Raw genomic sequence first — 23722 nt, 5'->3', positions numbered from 1 at the left:
TTACAGGCGTATCAGCGAAGCAGACTGAGCGCATTGTACTGCCGCGAGCCTTGGAGGGGCAAAGTGCATGGCCAGACTGGAAAAATCCGCGCCGGCCTGCCGATACTGGTGACACGGGATTTCCCTTTGGAGAGGGCCGTGAACGGCTTTCTCGGGGAGGTCTGACAAGGAGACAAGGATATGTCGTCACTTGATCAGCGCATGGGATACGCGCGCGCCAGACATCGCTGGCCCTTGAAGGTTGGGCTTGTGTTGCTCGCACTGGGGGCGTGCCTGAGCGTTTCCCTGTGGCTGGTGAGTCTTTGCCTGCCGATCCCTTTCGTCGATGAGGGCGTGCATTTCGCGCAGATTCGCCAGTTTCTCGACGGTGACTGGAGTCAGCATCCCAAGCTGACCACCCTGACGCTATATCACGCCACCATGGCGGTGGCGCTGATGGCACTCCAGACGTTGGGGGAGTGGCTCAATCTTCCTCTCGCGGCTGACACCTTGGCCGGACGCTGGCCTGAGATGCCCTCGGTGAACTGGGTGCGGGGCCTGTCGCTGCTCGGCTTCAGTGTCATGGCGTGCATGGTCTGGCGGGCGCTGCCGAGCGTCTATCGGCGCCTGGACCCCATGCTCGATGAGAGCGATGCCCAGCAACAGGCGAATCGTCAGAGCTGGCAGTGGCTATGGCTGCCGATCATCTTCCCCTATCTGGCGCTGGTGTATACCGACCTGTGGATCATCGTGCTGGTCGCGCTGCAGATCGTCGCGCTGGTGCGTGAGCGGCGTCTGCTGTTGCTGGTGTTGATCCTGGTCGGCCTCGGCTTGCGGCAGGACAGTATCGTGCTGCTCGGGTTGTGGGGCGGTCTGTTGCTGTTCATGACCCATGCGCAGACAGGGGTACGGTCGCAGGCTGTCGGCATGGCGCCACCGCTGCGCTCGCCGCTGTGCCAGCTTTCCGTCTGGTGGGGGCTGATCGTGCGCTGGTGGTGGGTGGCCGTGATTCCGGTGGCCGCCTTCATCGGATTTGTCGTCTGGAACGACGGCATTGCCATGGGCGATACCACGCGTCATCAGGCCGGTTGGCACACCGGCAATCTCGGCTATTACCTGGGCGTGATCGGCGTGGTGTTTCTGCCGTTGTGGTTGGCCGACTTGCCGCGTCAGTGGCATCTGCTGTGGCGTCTGTGCACCCGGGGTACCTGGCCATGGCGGGGCATTCTGCTGCTGGGGGCGTTGGCGGGTGTGTGGGTCATGCTGGTGATGAGCTTTGAGGTGACGCATGACTACAATTTCCAGCGCTGGACGATCCGCAATACCTGGCTGTTATGGCTCAATGAGCACCCGGTGGGGCTGTGGGTCACCATGTTGCTGACCACCAGCATGGCGCTCTGGTGGCTGAGGGCGCCGCTGCGGCTCGGGCATGGTGGCCTGTTGCTGGTGATGCTCGCCTTGATGATCTGCGCGCGGGAGCTGATCGAGACGCGCTACATGCTGCCCTTGATCACGGTCTTCCAGCTGCTGCGCTGTGCTGAGCGCCCGCAAGTGGAGCGCGCGATGACGCTCTGGGCGATGGCGATGGGGGCGCTGCTGTTGGCGGGATTGGTGCTGACGCGCACCCTGCCATGAGGCGGTGGCAGGGCGCTTTGGAGGCTCACTCGATGGCGGGGGCTTCAGGCCTGATGGCGTTTCGCCGCCGGGGTCTGGGCATCACGGCCGGCGGGGGCTTTGTCGGCGCCAGCACCGATGCCAGAACCGCCACGCGGTGGCTCGGCGACCCAGGCATAGGCAGCCTCGCGCTCATCGGGCGAGAAGTGACGCACCTCGATGGAACGCACCAGATGCTTGCTGAACTCGGTGACATGGCGCAGCCAGTCGGCCTTGCTGATGATGGCTTCGCGCTCGAAGTCTCCCAGGTGGCGCAGGGCATAGCCGATGTCATTGAGCAGGGCGGCGGGTGTGATCAGGCCAAAGCGCTCGATTTCCACCAGCAACGAGATTCGCTCATGGCGGGCCAGGCGTTCGTCGCATTCCTTGATGATGGGGGCGAGCGAGGCCTGATCGATATGTCCTGCGAGATGCAGGGCGACAACGTGATCGGCGGGACTCTTGAGCAGTGTCAGCATGTTTGGCTCCTGCACTGATGCATGTTGGCTGGGCGAGCCGTGCTGGAAGCCAGCGCTGGCGTCGCTACCTCTTCAGTGTAGTCGCATGTAAGCAGCTTGCTGGCGTCTGGCCAGGCGATTGTCGGTACTGTTCCTTTCAATGAGCTGCCAGCAACGGCTACCTCTCTCGACGTCTGGCCGCGCGAGGCATGACGAGCGGAGCAGTGTTCAGAAACGAAAAGTGCCAGCCATGAAAAATATCAGCCATGAAAAAGCGCCGCCCCTCGTGAGAGGAGCGGCGCTCTTGAATTCAGTATGGTGCTTGCTTGATCTGGTACGGCCAGCCGGACTCGAACCGGCACGCCCGAAGGCAGGAGATTTTAAGTCTCCGGTGTCTACCGATTCCACCATGGCCGCGCAGACTGGCGCATAACTTATCATATTTTAGATCAAGGTCAACTTTAATGGCGATGACACTCTACTGAATGCGTGATTTAACTGACTGTTATGCAATGAAATTGCGACGGTCTGTGGTCATCGTGAGCGGTGACATTGAGGAGGGAAAGCAGAGCGCTTTTCACCCGGCATGATCATGGCAAGCGATGCGAAATGGCGCGCGGTGGAGACGGGCGGGGAAACAGATAGTCAGTACCGAGCGCGAAGGCGCACAGGGGAAGTCATTTATGGGGTCAGGGTGACTGTCAGAATCACTGAACAGATGAAAACAGAGAAATGATGTGGCAAGGCAGTGACTTGGCAAGGCGTAGATCAGACGATAGCCAAGCGAAAAAGCATCAGGGTTGCGGCAATGTAAAGCGAAACAAGCAAGGAGAGTGTGACGACCCGAAGGGGTGGGTGTCATATCCATTCCAGAAGGAAACAGGGGATGTTTCGGTATCTGAAATGGAGGCTGGAGTCGGAATCGAACCGGCGTACACGGAGTTGCAGTCCGCTGCATGACCACTCTGCCATCCAGCCTCAATGATCAAGATGTCAGTCGAAACTGATGTCTGATCCGAGGAGTATCCACTGATGCTGCTGCAGATACATGAGTCAGTAAATTAGGTGGATGTTGCGCTACCTGTGTTACTGGAGCGGGAAACGAGATTCGAACTCGCGACCCCAACCTTGGCAAGGTTGTGCTCTACCACTGAGCTATTCCCGCTGAACTCGAGGTCGAATTATACGGATAATTCCCATGCTGTCAAACAGTTAATGAAAAATTGTCTCGCGAGTCAGGTCACTGGAAACGAAAACGCCCACCGGCCATAGGGGCGGTGGGCGTTGAGGCATTCGCAGCATCTCGTGGCTGAACGGGGTGTCAGACCGAGCGCACCAGTTCCGGCCAGGCGGCACGCAGGTAGCTGATCATTGACCACAGCGTCAGCGCTGCCGAGATATACAGCAGGGCCAGGCCGGCATCCCCCCCGACACTGCCCGGAGCGAAGAACAGCAGCATGAACAGTGCCAGCATCTGGGCGGCCGTCTTCAGCTTGCCGACCCAGGACACCGCGACGCTGCCGCGCTTGCCGATCTCGGCCATCCACTCACGCAGCGCCGAGATGACGATCTCGCGACCGATGATGACCAGGCTCGGGATGGTCATCCACAGGCTGTCGTAGCGTTCGATCAGCAGGCCCAGTGCCACCGCGACCATCAGCTTGTCGGCGACGGGGTCCAGGAAGGCGCCGAAGGGCGTGGTCTGATTCCACAGGCGGGCCAGATAGCCATCGAACCAGTCGGTGATGGCGGCCAGTGCGAAGAGCAGCGCCGTCAGCGGCAGGCTCCATGCATAAGGCAGATAGAAACATACCACCAGCAGCGGAATGAACAGGATGCGGATCAGAGTCAGGATATTGGGGATGCTCATCGTGACGGCACGAGTCCTTGCATGAAGCGTAGGTGGCTGGGCGCAATCGAGGGCGAGTCGAGACCCTGAAGAAAGCCGATCGATTGGCGCCGCACAAGTCGTCTATTCTAGCCTGCCGGCGGCGCATTCAGCCATGCCAAACGGCAGGTTATTCAAGCCAACGCTCTGTCACTCTTCCTTGAGCGTTGAGTCGATGGTGCCAGAGGCAGCCATGTCGTGCACGGGGGCAGCCATGCAGCGTCTGGTGGATCAGCCATGCAGCGTCTGATCCATCAGCCATGCAGCGCCTGATGGATCAGCTCGGCGAGCGATTCGCTGATGCCGGGCACGCGCGCCAGTTCCGGCTTGGAGGCCTGTTTCACCCCCTGCAAGCCGCCGAAGAACTTGAGCAGCTCGCGGCGCCGCTTGGGGCCGACCCCCGCGATGCCCTCCAGGCTTGAGGTGCGCCGCGCCTTGTCACGCTTGGCACGGTGACCGGCGATGGCGAAGCGGTGCGATTCATCGCGCACATGCTGGATCAAGTGCAGCGCCGGCGAGTGGCTGTCGAGGTCCAGGGTGTCATGCACCGTCTCGATGAACAGCGTCTCGAGCCCTGCCTTGCGCGTGGTGCCCTTGGCCACCCCGAGCAGGATGATATCGGTCACGCCGAGTGACTCGAACACCCCGCGCGCCATGTTGAGCTGCCCCTTGCCGCCATCGACCAGCAGGATGTCCGGGCGCTTGCCTTCGCCTTCCTGCAGGCGCTTGAAGCGCCGCGTCAGCGCCTGCTGCATGGCGGCGTAGTCATCGCCGGCCGTCACGCCTTCGATGTTGAAGCGGCGGTAATCTGACTTGATCGGCCCCTCATGATCAAACACCACGCAGCTGGCCACGGTGGCTTCACCATGGCTGTGAGAGATATCGAAGCATTCCAGCCGCTTGGGTACCTCATCGAGCCCCAGTGCATCGCGCAGTGACAGGAAGCGACTGGACAGCTGCTGGCGGCTGGCCAGCTGGGTGGCCAGATGTTGCTCGGCGTTGGTCTGCGCCAGGGTGAGCCATTGTGCGCGATGGCCACGCACCTGATGCGCGACCCGTACCCGCCGCTCGGCCTTCTCGCTCAAGGCGCCTTCCAGCAGGTTGGCGTCATCGAGGGCCAGCGAGGTCAGCACCTCATCGGGCATCTCCCTGTCCTGGCCGAGATAGTACTGGCTGACGAAGCTGGTCAGCAGTTCGCTGCTGGTCAGGTCCAGACCATTGCCGGGCGAGAAGTGGCGTGCGCCGAGCATGCGACCCTGACGGACCGAGACCACGCTGATGCACAGCCCGCCGGGGCGCTCGGCCAGCGCCAGGATGTCGGCGTTGCCGGTGCCGGTGTCGACGTATTGCTTCTCCTGCATGCGGCGCAGCTGGGCGACCTGATCACGCAGGCGAGCCGCCTCCTCGAATTCCAGCCGCATGGCCGCGTCTTCCATCGCCTGGCTGAGCTCGTCGGTGACCTTGTCGCTCTGGCCGTTCAGGCACATCACCGCATGTTCCATGTCGCGGCGATAATCCTGCTTGCTGATGTAGTCGACACACGGCGCGGTGCAGCGGTTGATCTGATATTGCAGGCACGGGCGCTCGCGGTGGGCGAACACCGAATCCTCGCAATTGCGCAGGCGGAAGATCTTCTGCATCAGGGTCAGTGATTCGCGCACCGCGACGCTGCTCGGGTAGGGGCCGAAGTAGCGTCCATCGTTGCGCTTGTGGCGCACGCGCTTGAACTCCAGCGCCGGATAGTCGTGATGCTGGCTGATGAAGACGTAAGGGTAGGATTTGTCGTCGCGCAGCAGGATGTTGTAGGGCGGGCGCAGCTCCTTGATCAGGGTCTGCTCCAGCAGCAGGGCCTCGGTCTCGCTGCGCGTGATGGTGACCTGCACATCGGCGATGCGCCCGACCAGCGCCTGGGTCTTGGCATTCAGGCCGGTGTTGCGAAAATAGCTGGAGAGGCGCGCCTTGAGGCGCTTGGCCTTGCCCACGTACAGCACGTCACCGGCGCTATCCAGCATGCGATAGATGCCGGGCGCGTCGCTGACATGCTTGAGGAAATGGCGGGCGTCGAAGCCGGTCGCCTCGCTGCCCTGCAGCAGATCACTGCTCGCGTCGCTGGTGATCAGGCGGCTGGAGACACGCGCGGCGTCATTGCGTGCGCGGCTGTCAGCCTGCGCACTCGCTGAGGAGGCTTGCTGGGCATCAGGCTGGCTGGCGGTGTCTGCCGGCTCCTCATTCTCGGGCGACTGAGAAGTGGTGTCCGTCATCGTGGGATCAGTGTGCTGCTTGGCCATGAGGTTCCTCGTCCAGAGATGCCTCGAGTCTATCAAACAAGGGCGATTGCTCGCAGGCATGGGGGCAACAGGGCCATGCTGCAATGCCTGCTGTCATGACCGGCGCCGGTGAGGGCGTGCCATTCAAGAACGTCTCAGACAGAAACGTCTCATGCATGAACGTCCCAGACAGAAACGCCTCATACAACAACGCCACCCGGGGAAGGTGGCGTTGTTGTATGAGGCGTTGTCGGCGCTGCTCGGGAGTGTCACGAGCAGCGCAGGCCTGCAGTCTTTGACGGGCTTTCTCAGGCCTCGTCAGGACGGTCCAGCACGTAGTCATCCAGCAATTGGTGACGCATGGCCAGATGCGTCATCTCCACGTCGCTGGTCACGCCAAGCTTGTCGAAGATGCGGTAACGGTAGGTGTTGACCGTCTTCGGGCTCAGGTGCAGGCGGTCCGAGATCTCGCTGACGCGATGGCAATTGACGATCATCGTCGCCACCTGCAGTTCTCGGCTTGACAGCTGGTCGAAGGGATTGCTGCGCTGGGTGTCCATGCCCGAGAACACCAGGCGCTGGGCGATTTCCGGGGACAGATAGCGCTCGCCAGCGGCCACCTGATGGATGGCGCGAATCATCTCGTCAAAGGGCGTGCCCTTGGAGATGAAGCCGAAGGCTCCCGCTTCCAGCAGGCGTTTGGCGAAGGACTCTTCCAGATAGGCGGTCAGCACGATGACTCTGACGTCGGGAAGGCTGCGCACGATCTTCTGTGTGGCTTCCAGGCCATCGACGCCGGGCATGCGAATGTCCATGAGCACGATATCCGGGCTGTGCTCACGGCAGAGTTTGATCGCGGTTTCGCCATCCGAGGCTTCTGCAATCACCTTGAGCCCATCCTCTAGCTCAATGGTACGGACGATGCTGGTACGCACCAGGTGGTGGTCGTCAGCGACAAGAACCTTGATCAAGGCGGCTCCAGTAAAGATGTCAATAAGCAGTGAAGTGAATGCGGGATCCAATGTACCCATTGGACAAGGGCTTGTCGATGCCCTGTTATCCAGTGCGTCGCGTTCAGGATAACCACTACTGATATAGTGCTAGCGTGATTCCTGCTCCTTGTTGTCGGCCGTGGGTCCGTGAGCGAGCCCCTGCGGGAAACCGTGCTCCGCTATGCGATCCGCAGACTTCGCGCGCTCCACAAAGCGCAGCAAAAATAAGAGGTTGACGACGTATTCGTCGCTCTGTAACATGCGCTCCATCGTGAAGACGGGGCCTTAGCTCAGCTGGGAGAGCGCAACACTGGCAGTGTTGAGGTCAGCGGTTCGATCCCGCTAGGCTCCACCATGATTCACGACAAGCCTGTCCAGATTTCATGTGCCTCTTGCCTGCAAGTGACATGCGAAATGACAGTCTGATTCGGGGCCTTAGCTCAGCTGGGAGAGCGCAACACTGGCAGTGTTGAGGTCAGCGGTTCGATCCCGCTAGGCTCCACCAGAATTATTGAAAAAGCGGTCATCCTTCAGGGTGGCCGCTTTTTTTGTGCCCGGCTTTCAGCTCGGCACTGTCAGCTCAGCCCTGTCAGCTCGCTCCTTTCTGCAGCTCGACCCTGTCTGCTTCACATATATAGCCGCCGGTGCCCGGGTCTGCCAATACTGAGGGAGATATGCGAGAAATCTCACCCGGGTTCGTGATTGGCTGAAATTACCTATATTCGTTGCCTGATCGTCTCAAGTTGTTGATGAGAGGCAGGCATGGCGCTAGATTGGCGACATGAGCAGACCAGAGATCACACGACTCGTGGCGAGCCTCGCCCACGAGGAAGGCATCCGAGAGACCGCAGTGAAGGGCGTGCAGCTCTTTCGCATGACGGAGCCCGTGCGTTGCGCGCCGGCCATCTATGAACCCGCCGTGGTGGTGATCGTCAGCGGTGCCAAGGAGGCGATACTGGACGGCGAGCGGCATGTCTACGACAGCCGCCAGTATCTGTGCTGTCCCATCTCGATGCCGGTCGAGGCGGGCGCCCCCACGGCCTCGCCAGAGACCCCGCTGCTGGGTGTCTACCTCTCGTTGGATACACGGGTAATGACGGAGCTTGCCATCGAGATGGAAAGCGCCGCGGGCCTCGTGCGCAAGCCGGGCAGCGGCCCGTTGCCGCCGGGGCTTGCCCTGGCGCATTGGGACGCCGCCTTCAGCGATGCCTTGTTGCGACTGCTGCAGGTGGCGCAGAGCCCCGCCGATGCGGCGATATTGGGAGAAGGGCGGCTGCGGGAGCTTTACTACGCCGTCCTGAAGGGCGAGGCGGGGGAGTCAGCGCGACGTGCCTTCGGTGTGGGCAACGAGATCGCGCGGACAATCGATTACCTCTCCAGCCGACTGGATGAGCCGGTCAGCATTGAAGACATGGCCGGGCGGGTCGGCATGAGTCGCGCCGTCTTCCACCGCAAGTTCAAGCAGGCGACCACGATGTCGCCGATCCAGTTCGTGAAGTCCATGCGCCTCAATACCGCCGCCATGCAGATCGCCAATGGCAAGACCGTCAGCGAGGCGGCCATGGCCGTGGGCTATGTGAGCTCCTCGCAATTCAGTCGCGAATTCAAGCGTCTGTACGGGCAGTCGCCCAAGCAATGGAGTCAGTTCAAATAGCGACACGCCACCAGCGGGGCAAGAAAAAACGGCCATCCGAAAGGAGGCCGTTTTTTCATGGCTGGCGATCATCCTGCGCGTAGGCGCTAGAGCACCGCTTCACTCTCCTCGACACGCTCGAAGAGGATCAGGTGATCGGCCTGGATACGCAGCATGACCTGCTCGCCGGGCTGATAGTCGTGATGGCTGTTGAAGGCCGCCTCGACTTCCCGTCCGGAAGGCAGCGCCAGCCGGTAGAGGGTGCTGGTGCCGGCGAAGGTCGCGCTGAGCACGCGCGCCTTGAGGTCGGTGGCTTCCGAATCCCCTTCGGCCAGCACCAGGTCATCCGGGCGCAGCAGTACATCCACCGGCGTACCGGGTGCATACGGATAGGCACGGTTGCCGCGAATCACGCCCAGCTCCGTGCTCACGCATTCGTTGTCCTTCAGCGTGCCGGGGATGAAATAGCCCTGGCCGATGAAGTTGGCGACGAAGCGCGTGGCGGGTTCGTGATACAGATTGAACGGCGTGTCCCACTGCTGCAGATGACCGCCGTGGATCACGCCGATCTGGTCGGCCATCGCGAAGGCCTCATTCTGATCATGCGTGACCAGCACCGCGCTGATGCCGAGGTGCTTGAGAATCCGCCGCACCTCCTGACTCAGCTGACGACGCAGCTCCACGTCCAGATTCGAGAACGGCTCATCGAGCAGCAGAATGCGCGGCTCCGGCGCCAGCGCGCGGGCCAGGGCCACGCGCTGCTGCTGGCCACCGGACAGCTCATGCGGGAAGCGCTCGCCGAGATGGGCGAGGCCGACCAGCGTCAGCAGCTCCGACACCTTGTCATTGCGCGCTTCACGCGTCATGCGGCGTACGCCGAAGGCCACGTTGTCCGCCACGCTCAGGTGGGGGAACAGTGCGTAATCCTGAAAGACCATGCCGACATGGCGCTGCTCCGGCGCGGTCAGATGAGTCGCGCTGGACAGCACCTCGCCTTCGAGACGAATCTCGCCCATCGCCACCGGTTCGAAGCCGGCAATCGCGCGCAGCAGCGTGGTCTTGCCGCAGCCGGAGGGGCCGAGCAGGCAGGCAATGTCACCCTTGTTGAGGGAGAAATTGATGTCACGGGTCACGACGGTGGTGTCGTAGCGACATTCCAGCGAATCGATCTGAAGGAGCGGTTGCATGATGGCAGGTCAGTCCGGATGGCGATGAAGGCAGCGGAGCAGGGGAGTGTCTGTCTCGTTTGAGCATACGCGAGCGCCGCCTGCGTGGATGCAGGCGGCGGCAGGGCAGCCCTTCGGCTTGCTGGTCGGCGGCTCAGCCTTGAAGCTCAGTCCTGGCGACCCAGCATCAGGAACTCGAGCAGTGCCTTCTGGGCGTGCAGGCGATTGCCCGCTTCCTGCCAGACGACGGCGCGCGGGTCATCCAGCAGACCCATGCTGATCTCTTCGCCGCGGTGTGCCGGCAGGCAGTGCAGGAAGATGACATCGTCGGCGGCCTTGTCGAGCATGGCTTCATCGACCTGGAAACCGGCGAAGTCGGCTTCACGCTTGAGCTGCTCTTCTTCCTGGCCCATGGAGGCCCAGACATCGGTGGTCACCAGGTCCGCGCCCTGCACGGCTTGCTGCGGGTCACGATGGATGCTGACGCGCTGGCCAGCCGCCGCGACGATCTCGCTGTCCGGCTCATAGCCTTCGGGACAGCAGATGCGCAGATTGAAGTCGAACTGACGCGCGGCGTTGATCCAGGAGTGGCACATGTTGTTGCCATCGCCGATCCAGACCGCTGTCTTGCCCTTCACGGAGCCACGGCATTCGGTCCAGGTCATCACGTCGGCCAGCAGCTGGCACGGATGATAGTCGTCGGTCAGCGCATTGATGACCGGCACGCTGGAGGCGTCGGCGAAGGCTTCGATGTCGGAGTGGGCGAAGGTGCGGATCATCACGCCATCGACCATCTCGGAGAGCACGCGGGCGGTGTCGCCGATCGGCTCGCCACGGCCCAGCTGGGTGTCGCGCGGCGACAGGAACAGCGCATGGCCACCGAATTGCGCCATGGCCGTCTCGAAGGACACGCGAGTACGCGTGGAGGACTTCTCGAAGATCATCGCCAGGGTGCGGTTGGCGAACGGCGTATAGACCGGACCTTCCTTCTTCAGCCCATCCTTGATGGTGATGGCGCGCTGGATGAGGTAGTCGAGTTCTTCCGGAGAAAGGTCAAGCAGGGTCAGAAAGTGCCGGGTGGCCATCGAGCGGGCTCCTGTCAGGGTCTCGGGCAGCACCATCGAAAAGGGCGCCATGCGTCGGAGGGAAGGAAGTCGCCGACGATCACGGCGCCCGGATGGCGCTGCCTGTCAAAAGAGCCATCCTAGCCAGCTCGGCTCGAGCGTGCAACGCTCGCGCCGTTATCAGGGCGGCCATGACGCGCGCGGCAGGGCCGATGCGCGCTGCTGCAGACAGCAATCCACAACTCGGGCACTATCGGGGGCTGAATTCATGGCTTACCCCCAGTAGAATGAGGGAATGACACTCACGGGCCTTGCGCCCACCGTCCGAGGATTGCACATGAGCACTACCATCGAATCGATCGAAAAGCAGATTGGCGAGAACCCGATCCTCCTGTACATGAAGGGCACCCCGCAGCTGCCGCAGTGTGGTTTCTCTGCGCAGACCGTGCAGGCCGTCATGTCCTGCGGCGAGCGTTTCGCCTTCGTCAACATTCTCGACAACCCGGACATCCGCGCCGAGCTGCCGAAATACGCCAACTGGCCGACCTTCCCGCAGCTGTGGGTCAACGGCGAGCTGGTCGGCGGTTGCGACATCGTGGTCGAGATGTACCAGAGCGGCGAACTGGAGCCGCTGATCAAGCAGGCCGCTCAGGAAGCGTCTGCCGAGTGATCGGCATCTTCTGATCCGCGTCTTCTGATAGGAGTCGCTCTGATCAGGCTCGCTCTGACCCGAGCAGTGCCGAGCAGAAAAAACGCCCCCGCAGCCAGGCTGCGGGGGCGTTTTCATGTCTGACTCTCGGAGAGTCTGTCAGCCGGAGAAACTGTCAGAAGCTCCGCCAGTCAGGGCGCGGGCGCGTCGAGCGAGGCCGGCACCTCATCATTCATGCCCTGTTCCTTCATCGCCAGGTCCCAGCCGCCCAGGTCCTTGAAGCGGTTGACCATCGCGCAGAACAGCTCCGCGGTGCGTTCGGTGTCATAACGCGCCGAGTGGGCGGAGGCGTTGTCGAACTCGATGCCGGCGGCGCGGCAGGCGCGGGCCAGTACCGTCTGGCCATAGACCAGACCCGCAAGCGAAGCGGTATCGAAGCACGAGAACGGGTGGAACGGATTGCGCTTGATACCGCAACGCTCGACCGCCGCGTTCAGGAAGCCCTGATCGAAGGCCGCATTGTGGCCGACCAGCACCGCACGCGTGCAGCCGTGCGCCTTGATGGCCTTGCGCACCGGGCTGAAGATCTCGCCCAGCGCCTGATTCTCGGCCACCGCGACCTGCTTGCGCACCGGGTTGTCGAGATCGATACCGGTGAAATCCAGTGCCGACTGTTCGATGTTGGCGCCCTCGAAGGGGGCCACGTGGAAGGCATAGGTCGCATCCGGCACCATGTTGCCATCGTCGTCCATGGTCAGCGTGACGGCAGCGATCTCGAGCAGTGCATCACCGGCGGCATTGAAACCACCCGTCTCGAGGTCGACCACCACTGGCAGAAAGCCACGGAAGCGCTGTGCCATCTGCGTGCGCTCGCTCGCCTGGGTCATCAAGATCTCCAATCCCGTCATAGCATCTCGTGCTGCGTCGTGCGTATTGCCGACGCTCAAGGTGGCCAATTGTAGCAGGGCGAAAAGGGCGCGTCGCGGCGCTGGCCGCGTGCCGGGGTGTCTCTGGCCCTCCTGGCAGTATCGGTGAGGTGCCAGCCTCGCTATAATCGGCGTCACATCGTGATTCGGGTAGATGAGCGGCTGCGCTTGCGCGGCCTTCGCTCGTCTGGACCGGGCGATCCAACCCCACCTGCGGCCACGGCGTTCATCAGTGGTACGCGGGAACTACAAGCATCAACTCAGGAGTCAAGCATGTCCGACGTGCAAAAGGTCGTTCTCGCCTACTCCGGCGGCCTGGACACTTCAGTCATCGTCAAGTGGCTGCAGGAAACCTACAACTGTGAAGTCGTGACTTTCACAGCTGACCTCGGTCAGGGCGAGGAAGTCGAGCCGGCGCGTGCCAAGGCAGAAGCCCTCGGCGTGAAGGAGATCTACATCGAAGACCTGCGCGAGACCTTCGTCCGCGATTACGTCTTCCCGATGTTCCGTGCCAACGCCATCTATGAAGGCGAGTACCTGCTGGGCACCTCCATCGCACGTCCGCTGATCGCGCGTCGTCTGGTCGAGATCGCCAACGAGACCGGCGCCGACGCCATCTCTCACGGTGCGACCGGCAAGGGCAACGACCAGGTGCGTTTCGAGCTGGGCGCCTACGCGCTGAAGCCGGGCATCCAGGTCATCGCGCCGTGGCGTGAGTGGGACCTGAACTCCCGCGAGAAGTTGATGGAATACTGCGAGCAGCACGGTATCGAAGTCGACTACGCCAAGAACAAGAAGAAGTCTCCGTACTCCATGGACGCGAACCTTCTGCACATCTCCTATGAAGGTGGCGTGCTGGAAGACCCGTGGACCGAGTGCGAAGAAGAGATGTGGCGCTGGAGCGTCAGCCCGGAGCAGGCGCCGAATGACGCGACCTACATCGATCTGACCTACACCAAGGGCGACATCACTGCCATCGACGGCAAGGAAATGGCCGCTCACGAAGTGCTCGAGTACCTGAACAAGGTCGGCGGCGCCAACGGCATCGGCCGTCTCGACATCGTCGAGAACCGTTACGTCGGCATGAAGTCGCGTGGCTGCTACGAAACACCGGGCGGCACCATCATGATGCGTGCTCACCGTGCCATCGAATCCATCACTCTGGACCGCGAAGCGGCCCACCTGAAGGACGAGATGATGCCCAAGTACGCTGAGCTGGTGTACAACGGCTACTGGTGGAGCCCGGAGCGTCGCATGCTGCAGGCGGCCATCGATGAGTCCCAGAAGGTCGTCAACGGCGTTGTGCGTCTCAAGCTCTACAAGGGCAACGTGATCGTCGTCGGTCGTCAGTCCGAAGACTCGCTGTTCGATGCGTCCATCGCGACCTTCGAAGACGATGCGGGCGCCTACGACCAGAAAGATGCTGCCGGCTTCATCAAGCTGAACTCCCTGCGCCTGCGTATCGCGGCCAGCAAGGGGCGTGGCATCGAGTAATCTCTGATCCGATAGCCTGATCTCGGAACACCATGACGCCGGCCCCTGCTGCAGCCATTCGCTGCCATAGGGGTCGGCGTCGTGCTATCCGGTTGTCGGTGCCACGTTATCCGGCTGTCGTATCGCGGTTTAGGCGGCCAGAGTCAGTCGCGCTGTCGGCTACCAGAGCCGGGCGCGCTTTCGTCTGATGAGGTGCTGCTCATCCAAGGCACGCATGGCGCTCAGGGGCGTTGCTGAGCGCTTTTCTCCCCCGTGGGTGCATGCGATGCTGACAGAAGCCCCTTTTCATTGTCATTTCTGCACGTAGATAGCCGGCGTCCGTCATGGCGGCCGGCCAAGGAAGATGTCTCATGCTGGGTATGCTGAAGAAACTGTTTGCCGCAGGCGAGCCTGCGCCGGTCAAGGAACCGGAAGCCACCGAATACAAGGGCTATCTGATCGTGGCGATGCCGCAGAAGCACGATGGTCAATACCGGGTGTCGGGCGTGATCCGCAAGCCGGTGGAAGGCGGCGAGATGCTGGAGCACCGCTTCGAGCGCTCCGACACCGTGCCGGGCGAAGAGGGCGCCGTGGAGCTGACCCTGCTCAAGGCGAAGCGCACCATCGATGACCTGGGTGACAGCATCTTCGAGCGCTGATCGCCCCGGAGCTGACCGCTGCGCACTTGCCCCCCACCTTCAGGAGCACGCCCATGATCACGGTTCACCATCTGGAAAACTCGCGCTCGCAGCGCATCCTGTGGCTGCTGGAAGAGTTGAATCTTGAATACCGTCTGCAGACCTATGCCCGCGACAGCAACAGCATGCGTGCGCCCAAGGCGCTGAAGGAGATTCACCCGCTGGGCAAGGCGCCGATCATCACCGACACCACGCTGGCGGGAGAGAATGCCGAGCCGGTGGTGGTCGCCGAGTCCGGTGCGATCATCGAATACCTGATCGATCTGTACGCCGGCCAGGGCAGCGGCAGCACTGCCCATCTGCGCCCGCCCGCCGGCAGCCAGGCCGAGCGTGACTACCGCTTCTGGCTGCACTTCGCCGAAGGCTCCGCGATGCTGCCGCTGATGCTCAGGCTGGTGTTCTCGCGCCTCGACAAGCAGCCGGTGCCGTGGCTGGTGCGCCCGATCGCGCGCAAGCTGGCCAAGGGGGTGAACGACAGCTTCATCAGTCCGGAGATCAAGGCGCATCTCGCCTACATGGATACCTGTCTCGAGCATCGCCAGTGGCTTGCCGGCGACTCGCTGACCGGTGCCGATATCCAGATGAGCTTCCCGATCCAGGCGCTCGATGCGCGCCAGGGGCTCAAGAATCACCCGAATATCCAGGAATGGCTGGCCCGAATCCGTCAGCGCGAAGCCTTTCAGCGTGCCGTGGCCAAGGGTGGCGAGCTGGCGCTCTGACGCGCTGATGCTTTTGCGCTCTGAGGTGCTGATGCGCTGATGCCCGGGCGCGATGCGCAAATATCATATGGCTTGCGCATTTTTGCGCTATTGATGTGATCTAGACTTTCGTCGGGATTCTTTCGGCATTCGGGCTGTCACATCTGGACGTTATATCGATAGGTTCTGTTTTAGGTATCTAAGCTACAGTTAGTGCTTATTGATTGCAGTCGGGTGACAACCGCCCAGTCACCAGGCGGGGCAGCGAAGCGCCAAGGACGCCAGGCACGACAGGCGGAAAAGCACCGCAAGCCAGAGCGTCAAGACAGAACGTAAAGACAGAGCGGCATGGCATAACAACAAGACAGAGCACTAGACCGTGAGCGATGCATCGGCAAGCGAGTGGGGAGTCCGCCGTGGTGTCGATGGATAAACAGGATGCAGGACAAGGAGTCGACCGGGGGCCTGGCATGGCACGCAAGAGTCTGCGTGAACAATCACTGGAACAAGCACTCCAGCAGATGGAACGCGACAAGGCTCGCCTTGAACGCCGACTAGCGGGGCTGGAAGAGAAACTGTCGACGACGCTCGACGGTACCGGCCTGCGCCTCTGGCAGCTCGAGGTGCCCAGCGGCAAGCTCACCATCTTCAACTATCGCTGGGGGCGCATGCTGGGCTATCAGCCCGGCGAGCTGAACGCCCATTTCGATGTCTGGCGTGAGCACCTGCACCCGGAAGACCGCGACGAAGTGCTCGCCAATCTCAATGATCACCTTGAGGGGCGCACCGAGGTCTATCAGGTCGTGCATCGCATGCTGGCCCGCGACGGCAGCATCACCTGGGTCGCCGACCGCGGGCGGGTGGTCGAACGCGATGAGCACGGCAATGCCCTGCGTCTGCTGGGCACGCATACCGACATCAGTCATGAGAAGGACTACGAATCGCGCCTCAATGCGCTGGCCAGCACCGATGCCCTGACGGGCCTTGCCAATCGCCAGGCCATCAACAGCTGGCATCAGCGACCGCTGGCCGATGACAGTGCCTTGATCTTCATCGACCTCGACGGCTTCAAGCAGGTCAATGACCAGTTCGGCCATCGTGCCGGCGACGAAGTGCTGGTGCTGGTCGCGCATGGTCTGAACGATGAGCTGCATCGACTGGGCATCCATCATCATCTCTCGGCGCGTTTCGGCGGCGATGAATTCCTCTTTCAGCTGCCCCGCATGTCACTGCCGCGTGTCGAACATATCGCCCGTCGCTGGCTGGAGCGCTTCGCGCATCCCCTCGAGATCAGCGGTGGCCTCGGCCGCATCGGCCTGAGCATCGGCATCTGCTTCGGGCGCGATGCCGACAATCGCTTCGGGCTGGCGCTGGAACGGGCCGATCAGGCAATGTACCGGGTCAAGCACCACGGCAAGCACGGCTTCAGGGTGCACGCGCCGGTGGAGTACTCTTCCTGCGAATATCAGGCCGGCGATTTCCAGGCCTCGAATCTGGAAGCCCCCGCCAGTCGCCTGCCTTCCTGGTTGCACCCACAGCCCGCGCCGACATCAAGGCCCACGCCAGCCTCCCAGTCGCCGCCGAGGCAGCAGGCAGCTTCTGCCGGTACTGAGTCTGCCAGTGCTGAGTCTGCCGGCACTGAGTCTGCCGGTACCAAGCCTGCCGATACCGAGCGTGGCGATAGCGTGTCTGCTGATTCCGAGTCTGCCGATGCCAGGGCCAAGGAGGAAAGGTGACTCGCATGACAAACGAGCCCGCTTCCCGCTGGCTCCCGACATTCCAAGCCCCCCGCACGCGCAGGCGTCGGGGGGCTTTTGTCTTTCAGGCCGCTCGACTGACGGGCGTGGCGCAACGCTGCAGCGCGAATGCCATCATTTTCTGATATGACTATTGCATCCGGCAAAGTCGCGAACGACGCTGGGGGGAACGGCAAGGCAGGATGAGTCGAGGCCCCCGAGCGTCATGGAAGCGTCGTGGCACGAGACAGGCATGAACGGCGGCTTCAAGTGCCGCCTTTATCAGCAGGGCGAGTGTCCTCAAGGAGAGAAGGATGAGTAGCAGCGAGTCTGGCCGACAGTTCATCAATCAGCCACGCCAGGTCGTCGGCGAGGCGCTGGAAGGCTGCGCACGACTGCGCCACCCGGATGGCAGTGGCGTGCGGCTGTCAGACCCCGCCAGTGGCATGCGCTTGGTGGTACGCGATGACTGGGCGCGTGATCAGGTCGCGCTGATATCCGGTGGCGGCTCGGGGCATGAACCCGCGCACGCAAGTTTCGTCGGCGCGGGCATGCTGACGGCCGCCGTGTGTGGTGAGCTGTTCGCCTCGCCGACGGTGGACGCCGTGCTGGCGGCGATCCGCGAAGTGACCGGTGAGGCCGGGGCCTTGCTGATCGTCAAGAACTACACCGGCGATCGCCTCAACTTCGGGCTGGCGGCCGAGCGGGCGCGCCAGGAAGGCTTCAAGGTCGAGATGGTCATCGTCGCCGACGACGTGGCGCTGCCCGACAACCCGCAGCCACGCGGGCTGGCCGGCACGCTGCTGGTGCACAAGGTCACCGGTGCGCTGGCGGCACGTGGGGCGGGCCTCAAGGAAATCACCGCCGTCGCACGGCGTGTCGCCGACAGCTGTTCGACCCTGGGCGTGGCCTTCAATGTCGGCCGCCATCCCGGCAAGCCGCGTGAGCAACGCGCACCGGAACTGGGGCTGGGCATTCACGGCGAGCCGGGCGCCATGGCGCTCGAGCTTGGCAGCGACTCGGACACCCACGGCGTGCATGCGGTCATGGACACCGTGGTCACGGCGCTGGTGCAGGGTCATTCGCGCAAGGATGTCGGCGGCGACCTGCCGGCCAGCGGCCATCTGCTGCTGATCAATGATCTGGGCGGTTGCTCGGCGCTGGAGCGCAGCCTGCTGCTGGAAGAGGCGCTGACCCATCCGTCGCTGCAGGCGCTGGGCATCCATGCCGTGGTCGGCCCGCAACCGCTGATGACCTCGCTGGACATGCACGGTTTCTCGCTGACGCTGCTGCCGCTGGATAGCCTGCTGGAAGAGGCGCTCAGCGCCAGCTGCGCGCCGGTGGCCTGGCCGGGCGTGCAGCCGGTGACGCCACTGACGCACTTCACGCCGAGTCAGGACGCCGTCAGAACCGCCAGTGATGAGGCCTCGGATGCGAGACGTGCCCAGGCCAAGGCCGACTGCCAGGAGCGTGCCGCCCGCGGCGTGAAATCGCGTGCCGGCCTGCCGGGCGATCCGCAGGTCGAGCAACGCTTGCGCGCGGCACTGGAAATCCTGCTCGCCAGCGAGGCGGACCTTGACCGCCTCGATGCCATCAGCGGTGACGGCGATACCGGCAGCACCTTCGCCAGCGGTGCGCGCGCGGTGATCGAGGCGCTGGAAGACTGCGAGCTGGCGTGTGGTGATTCCGGCGAGCTGATGACCACCATCGGCAAGCAGCTGGCCCACGGCATGGGCGGCTCCAGTGGTGTGTTGCTCTCGACGCTGTTCACCGCCGCCGCCACCCGCTGGAAGGAGCAGTCGGACGCGCATGGCCAGGCACCGCTGGGCCAGCGCTGGCACGACGCCCTGAGTCACGGCGTCGCCCGCATGCAGCATTACGGCGGCGCCTCACGCGGCGACCGCAGCCTGCTGGATGCGCTGTTGCCGGCGTTGGAGGCACTGCAGGAATCGGTGCAGTCTGAAAAGAAAGCGTCGGTGCAGTCTGATCAGCAGGGTGAGAAGCAGCCTGATCAGAAAACCTCGGCAGCCCAGAGCCAGCAGGAGATACGTACCGGGCGGGTCGACTGGGCCGCGATGGCGCGCGCCGCCCGTCAGGGCGCGGATGCCACCGCCGAGATGGCCAAGGCGCGGGCCGGACGCTCCGCCTACGTGCCTTCCGCCCATCTGGTCGGCAACAGCGACCCGGGCGCGGAAGCCGTGGCGCGTGTCTTCGAAGCGCTGGCCGATGCCGCCGAGGAAGCGGCGGGTTGATGTGATTGACCGGCTGAGCTGGTTGACCCGAATGACTGGTGTCTGAGCTCTCCAGCCCCAAAAAGCTCTAAAACCAAAGCCCCATAAAGCAAAAGGCCCGCCCATGAACCTCGTGTTCAAGGGCGGGCCTTTTTGCATCACGCGGCAAGCGGTCAGGCGACTTTGTGACGTGTCGGCAGGCGAATCAGACGGGTGGCGATGGCGGTGCCCAGCAGGGTGATGCCCATGCCGGTGAGGATGCGCGCATCGATCACCTCATCGAGCAGCATGTTGCCCCACAGCAGCGCGCTGACCGGTACCAGGAAGGTCACCGAGGTGGTCGCGGTGGCGCCGGCACTGGCCAGCAGGCGGAAGAAGATCAGGAAGGCGAGGCTGGTGCTGAGTACCGCCAGTGCGATCGCGCTGCCCCAGGCTTCCAGGCTGACGCTGGCCGTCGGCCACATCCACAGGCCCGGGATCAGCAACAGCAGGGACGACATCAGCGAGCTGCCCGCGGCCAGCACCGGCGCCGGCAGGTGATTCAGGCGCTGGCGCGAGAAGTTGGAGGCGAAGCCGTAGCAGAAGGTCGCGCCGAGTGCGGCGAGAATGAACCAGCCGTCGCCGCCGAGCTGGAAGTCGAGACGATCACTCGACAGCACATAGACACCGCTGAAGGCTATGGCCAGGCCGAGATACTGCTGCTTCTGGATCGGCGTGGCGAACAGCGCCATGCCCAGCAAGGCGGTGAACAGCGGCGTGGTGGCATTGATCAGCGAGGTGAAGCCGGCCTCCAGCTGGGTGGTGGCCAGCGCCAGCAGGCAGAAGGGCAGCGCCTGACTGGTCAGCCCCAGCACCGCAAGCGGGCCCTTGTGCTCCCACAGCATCCTGAGGCGTCCCGCGCCCAGCAGCAGCGGGGCGAGTACCAGCGCACCGATGCCCATGCGCAGCAGTATCAGCGTGGTCGGGCCGAATTCCGGCGCGGCCACGCGCATGAAGATGAAAGACATGCCCCACAGGGTGGATAGCAGGACAAGACGCAAGGCATCGCTGGCGGACATGGTGTTCTCGACGTGGCGTGTGAAAGGCAGTCCGCTAGGCTAGCCCCTCACGCGCGTCACGGGAAGCACGACCTTGTGTGTGTCGCTCTCCTGTCTTAGTCCCAGCTCCAGCTCCAGCCCGGCCCGCTGGCCTCAGGTGGAGGGAATCGCGCCGCGCTGGATGGCGGCGATATCGCGGGCGGCGCGCTCGAGTGCCGGCAGATGCTTGAGCATGTCCTCGCGCGACTGGCGCATCACCGGCGCCTGGATCGCCACGCCGATGTTGGAGGGCCCATCGGGATTGGGCGCCAGCACCGCGATGCACACCAGACCGGGCAGGAATTCTTCATCATCCAGCGCGAAGCCCTGCTGGCGGACCTGCTCGATCTCGGCCTCGACGGACTCGATGTCGGTCAGGGTATTGCGCGTCATCGCGTTCAGTGGTGTGCCGGTCAGCAGGCGGCGGCGCTGGGCGGGCGGCATCTGGGCCAGAAACAGCTTGCCGCTGGCGGAGCAATGCACCGGCACCCGGGAGCCGGGGTGCAGATAGAAGCGAAGCGGGGCCTGGGTCTCGACGCGGTCCAGATACAGCACTTCGCTGCCGGATAGCGCCGTGATGTTGCAGCTCTCGCCGACCTCTTCCATCAGCCGGTTGAGCACGCCGTGGCGGGCACCCTGCACGGTGTCGTTGAGCAGCAGGTTCTCCGCCAGACGGCGCAGGCGGCTGCCCTTGCTGTAATGGCGGTTGTCCGCCTCGCGCTGCAGCATGCCGCTGCCTTCCAGCTGCTGCAGCATGCGGTGCAGCGTCGGCTTGGGCAGGCCGGTCTCTTCCACCAGTCCCTGCAGGGTGAAGAACTGGTCCTTGGCGGCGATCACTTCCAGCAGCGCCAGCAGACGCTGGGCGGGCGTATCGCCTTCTATCTTGCTGCCTTCCTTGCCGGTGTCCCTGTCGGCGTCCTTGCGGTCACGTGGCAGGCTCGCCTGGGGCTGGGTGGCACTGTTCATGGGCTATTCCCTCCTTCAATCCGTGCGCGGGGCAGTGTGGCGCCGAAACGCTCGGCCCGTCAGTGCCTTGCGTTGCTGTGCCTACTTTAACAGTACTCCATTCATCGAAAGAAGTTTCTAAAAAAGGAGTGTTTTTGATCATTTTCCGAAATCGGGCTTGACGGACCGCGCGGCGAGGGCTAATTTTGGTCACATGTTTCGGTAATCGGAACTAAATGTATCAATAAACATAAAATTTAGAGTTGGAGACGCCATGAGCACTCAAGACAGCGCAGACAATCGCAAGGTCGTGCAGGGCAAGCAGAAGATGACCCCTTCCGAGGCCTTCGTGGAAACCATGGTCGCCAATGGCGTCACCGACATGTTCGGCATCATGGGCTCCGCCTTCATGGATGCGATGGACATCTTCGCCCCGGCCGGCATTCGCCTCATTCCGGTGGTGCATGAGCAGGGCGCTGCCCACATGGCCGACGGCTATGCACGCGTCTCCGGCCGTCACGGCATGGTCATCGGCCAGAACGGTCCGGGCATCTCCAACTGCGTCACCGGCATCGCGGCCGCTTACTGGGCGCACAGCCCGGTGGTCATCGTCACGCCGGAAGCCGGCACCACCGGCATCGGCCTGGGCGGCTTCCAGGAATGCAAGCAGCTGCCGATGTTCCAGGAATTCACCAAGTACCAGGGTCACGTGACCCACCCGTCGCGCATGGCGGAATACACCGGTCGCTGCTTCGACCGCGCCATGTCCGAGATGGGCCCGACCCAGCTCAACATTCCGCGTGACTACTTCTACGGCGAGATCGAATGCGAGATTCCGCTGCCGGCACGTGTCGACCGTGGCCCGGGCGGCAGCAAGAGTCTGGATGAGGCAGCCGAGCTGCTGGCCAGCGCCAAGTTCCCGGTCATCGTTTCCGGTGGCGGTGTGGTGATGGCCGATGGCGTCGCGGAGTGCAAGGCACTGGCAGAGCGTCTCGGCGCGCCGGTGGTCAACAGCTACCAGCACAACGATTCCTTCCCGGCCAGCCACCCGCTGTGGTGTGGTCCGCTCGGTTATCAGGGCTCCAAGGCGGGCATGAAGCTGATCTCCCAGGCCGATGTCGTCATCGCGCTGGGCACGCGCCTCGGGCCGTTCGGTACCCTGCCGCAGCACGGCATGGACTACTGGCCGAAGGACGCGAAGATCATCCAGATCGACGCCGACCACAAGATGCTGGGCCTGGTGAAGAAGATCTCCGTCGGCATCTGCGGCGATGCGCGTGAAGCGGCCATCGCCCTGACCGAGCGTCTGTCCGGTCGCAATCTGGAATGCGATGCCTCCAAGGATTCACGTCTGACCCAGATTCGTGAAGAGAAGGCCGCCTGGGAAGCCGAGCTGGATGCCTGGACCCACGAGAAGGACGCCTTCAGCCTCGACGCCATCGAAGAAGCCAAGGACGAGAAGCCGTTCTCCGGCGGCGAATACCTGCACCCGCGTCAGGTACTGCGCGAGCTGGAAAAGGCCATGCCGGAAGATGTCATGGTCTCCACCGACATCGGCAACATCAATTCCGTGGCCCACAGCTACCTGCGCTTCGATCGTCCGCGCAGCTTCTTCGCCCCGATGAGCTTCGGCAACTGCGGCTACGCGCTGCCGACCATCATGGGTGCCAAGACTGCCGCGCCGGAACGTCCGGCCATCGCCTACGCCGGTGACGGTGCCTGGGGCATGAGCCTGATGGAAATCATGACCGCCGTGCGTCACGACATTCCGGTCACGGCCGTCGTCTTCCACAACCGTCAGTGGGGCGCCGAGAAGAAGAACCAGGTCGAGTTCTACAACCGTCGCTTCGTCGCCGGTGAGCTGGACAACGAGAGCTTCGCCGAGATCGCGCGCTCCATGGGGGCCGAAGGCATCACCGTCGACCGTCTGGAAGACGTGGGCCCGGCCCTCAAGAAGGCCATCGACATGCAGATGAACGAAGGCAAGACCTGCGTCATCGAGGTGATGTGTACTCGCGAACTGGGCGACCCGTTCCGCCGCGACGCCCTCAAGAAGCCGGTGCGTCTGCTCGAGAAGTATCAGGATTACGTGTAACGCCCATCGCTGATCGCGCTGTGCAGGTCATGGATGGCAGCGCAATGAAGCGGGTGTAGCGCGACGCGCAAGCAGGACTGGAACTCTCCCTTGCC

The 23722-nt window shown here is 63.0% G+C and carries 18 protein-coding genes and 5 tRNA genes; 11 read left to right on the top strand and 12 right to left on the bottom strand.

Translation table 11 applies throughout. The annotated features are described in order from the left end of the window. Positions 1-180 precede the first annotated feature (180 nt). The gene (locus H2O77_RS13175; protein ID WP_215823276.1) at positions 181-1614 is read left to right on the top strand and encodes a Dol-P-Glc:Glc(2)Man(9)GlcNAc(2)-PP-Dol alpha-1,2-glucosyltransferase; all 1434 of its coding nucleotides are present in this window, start codon (positions 181-183) and stop codon (positions 1612-1614) included. A gap of 44 nt (positions 1615-1658) precedes the next feature. Here H2O77_RS13175 and H2O77_RS13170 read toward each other — a convergent pair whose 3' ends face one another. The 7 genes from H2O77_RS13170 to uvrY form a co-directional block, all read right to left on the bottom strand. Further along, positions 1659-2111 (bottom strand): STAS/SEC14 domain-containing protein, encoded by a 453-nt coding sequence (locus H2O77_RS13170; protein WP_215823275.1) that lies wholly within the window; start codon positions 2109-2111, stop codon positions 1659-1661. 311 nt (positions 2112-2422) lie between these two features. Beyond that, positions 2423-2507: transfer RNA gene (locus H2O77_RS13165), tRNA-Leu, on the bottom strand. A 487-nt stretch (positions 2508-2994) separates the two neighbouring features. Further along, positions 2995-3068 (bottom strand) — tRNA-Cys (locus H2O77_RS13160). A 112-nt stretch (positions 3069-3180) separates the two neighbouring features. Further along, positions 3181-3255: transfer RNA gene (locus H2O77_RS13155), tRNA-Gly, on the bottom strand. A 156-nt stretch (positions 3256-3411) separates the two neighbouring features. Then, positions 3412-3960, bottom strand: a complete 549-nt coding sequence (pgsA, locus tag H2O77_RS13150) for a CDP-diacylglycerol--glycerol-3-phosphate 3-phosphatidyltransferase (protein WP_043331361.1) — start codon at positions 3958-3960, stop codon at positions 3412-3414. A 272-nt stretch (positions 3961-4232) separates the two neighbouring features. Further along, positions 4233-6266: an excinuclease ABC subunit UvrC gene (gene uvrC / locus H2O77_RS13145; protein WP_276315209.1), complete on the bottom strand. Its 2034-nt coding sequence runs from the start codon at positions 6264-6266 to the stop codon at positions 4233-4235. A gap of 287 nt (positions 6267-6553) precedes the next feature. Then, the gene (gene uvrY / locus H2O77_RS13140; RefSeq protein ID WP_043331360.1) at positions 6554-7216 is read right to left on the bottom strand and encodes a UvrY/SirA/GacA family response regulator transcription factor; all 663 of its coding nucleotides are present in this window, start codon (positions 7214-7216) and stop codon (positions 6554-6556) included. Positions 7217-7516: 300 nt separating this feature from the next. On the opposite strand from uvrY, the gene H2O77_RS13135 reads away from it, so the two are divergent. The 3 genes from H2O77_RS13135 (at position 7517) to H2O77_RS13125 (ending at position 8891) form a co-directional block, all read left to right on the top strand. Further along, positions 7517-7592 (top strand) — tRNA-Ala (locus tag H2O77_RS13135). Between the two features lie 74 nt (positions 7593-7666). Next, positions 7667-7742: transfer RNA gene (locus tag H2O77_RS13130), tRNA-Ala, on the top strand. Positions 7743-8018: 276 nt separating this feature from the next. Next, positions 8019-8891 (top strand): AraC family transcriptional regulator, encoded by an 873-nt coding sequence (locus tag H2O77_RS13125; protein WP_215823274.1) that lies wholly within the window; start codon positions 8019-8021, stop codon positions 8889-8891. Between the two features lie 86 nt (positions 8892-8977). Here the strand turns inward: H2O77_RS13125 and H2O77_RS13120 are convergent, their stop codons facing one another. Next, positions 8978-10057 carry an ABC transporter ATP-binding protein gene (locus H2O77_RS13120; RefSeq protein ID WP_215823273.1) on the bottom strand — a complete coding sequence of 360 codons (1080 nt, stop codon included), beginning with the start codon at positions 10055-10057 and terminating at the stop codon, positions 8978-8980. Between the two features lie 146 nt (positions 10058-10203). Continuing rightward, positions 10204-11121 (bottom strand): ornithine carbamoyltransferase, encoded by a 918-nt coding sequence (argF, locus tag H2O77_RS13115; RefSeq protein WP_043331358.1) that lies wholly within the window; start codon positions 11119-11121, stop codon positions 10204-10206. Positions 11122-11437: 316 nt separating this feature from the next. On the opposite strand from argF, the gene grxD reads away from it, so the two are divergent. Continuing rightward, positions 11438-11770 (top strand): Grx4 family monothiol glutaredoxin, encoded by a 333-nt coding sequence (grxD, locus tag H2O77_RS13110; protein ID WP_043331357.1) that lies wholly within the window; start codon positions 11438-11440, stop codon positions 11768-11770. Positions 11771-11940: 170 nt separating this feature from the next. On the opposite strand, the gene rnt is transcribed toward grxD, so the two are convergent. Continuing rightward, complete coding sequence (gene rnt / locus H2O77_RS13105; RefSeq protein WP_054555724.1) at positions 11941-12636, bottom strand: ribonuclease T; 696 nt, start codon at positions 12634-12636, stop codon at positions 11941-11943. A 267-nt stretch (positions 12637-12903) separates the two neighbouring features. On the opposite strand from rnt, the gene H2O77_RS13100 reads away from it, so the two are divergent. From H2O77_RS13100 to H2O77_RS13080, 5 genes are all read left to right on the top strand, one after another. Beyond that, complete coding sequence (locus tag H2O77_RS13100; RefSeq protein WP_225348161.1) at positions 12904-14169, top strand: argininosuccinate synthase; 1266 nt, start codon at positions 12904-12906, stop codon at positions 14167-14169. 350 nt (positions 14170-14519) lie between these two features. Continuing rightward, entirely contained in the window at positions 14520-14807 is a 288-nt protein-coding gene (locus H2O77_RS13095; protein WP_306424366.1) for an HlyU family transcriptional regulator, read from the top strand. A 53-nt stretch (positions 14808-14860) separates the two neighbouring features. Continuing rightward, a complete protein-coding gene (locus H2O77_RS13090; RefSeq protein WP_215823272.1) occupies positions 14861-15565 on the top strand; it encodes a glutathione S-transferase in 705 nt (234 codons plus the stop codon). 449 nt (positions 15566-16014) lie between these two features. Beyond that, positions 16015-17280, top strand: coding sequence for a sensor domain-containing diguanylate cyclase (locus H2O77_RS13085; protein WP_215823271.1), 1266 nt, complete (start codon positions 16015-16017; stop codon positions 17278-17280). 314 nt (positions 17281-17594) lie between these two features. After that, positions 17595-19532: a dihydroxyacetone kinase subunit DhaK gene (locus H2O77_RS13080; protein ID WP_215823270.1), complete on the top strand. Its 1938-nt coding sequence runs from the start codon at positions 17595-17597 to the stop codon at positions 19530-19532. A gap of 152 nt (positions 19533-19684) precedes the next feature. Here H2O77_RS13080 and H2O77_RS13075 read toward each other — a convergent pair whose 3' ends face one another. Both H2O77_RS13075 and H2O77_RS13070 read right to left on the bottom strand, forming a co-directional pair. Next, on the bottom strand, positions 19685-20569 hold the full coding sequence (locus H2O77_RS13075) for a DMT family transporter (RefSeq protein WP_215823269.1): 885 nt from the start codon (positions 20567-20569) through the stop codon (positions 19685-19687). A 132-nt stretch (positions 20570-20701) separates the two neighbouring features. After that, complete coding sequence (locus H2O77_RS13070; RefSeq protein ID WP_215823268.1) at positions 20702-21553, bottom strand: IclR family transcriptional regulator; 852 nt, start codon at positions 21551-21553, stop codon at positions 20702-20704. Positions 21554-21806: 253 nt separating this feature from the next. Here H2O77_RS13070 and xsc point away from each other — a divergent pair, with 253 nt between their 5' ends. Next, positions 21807-23627 carry a sulfoacetaldehyde acetyltransferase gene (gene xsc / locus H2O77_RS13065; RefSeq protein ID WP_240548605.1) on the top strand — a complete coding sequence of 607 codons (1821 nt, stop codon included), beginning with the start codon at positions 21807-21809 and terminating at the stop codon, positions 23625-23627. The last annotated feature ends 95 nt before the right edge of the window (positions 23628-23722 follow it).

It is taken from the genome of Cobetia sp. 4B, assembly GCF_018831605.1.
Classification (GTDB): Bacteria; Pseudomonadota; Gammaproteobacteria; order Pseudomonadales; family Halomonadaceae; genus Cobetia; species Cobetia amphilecti.
The sequence above is the reverse complement of the archived record's forward strand: the minus strand, read 5'-3'. Positions and strand labels throughout refer to the sequence as shown.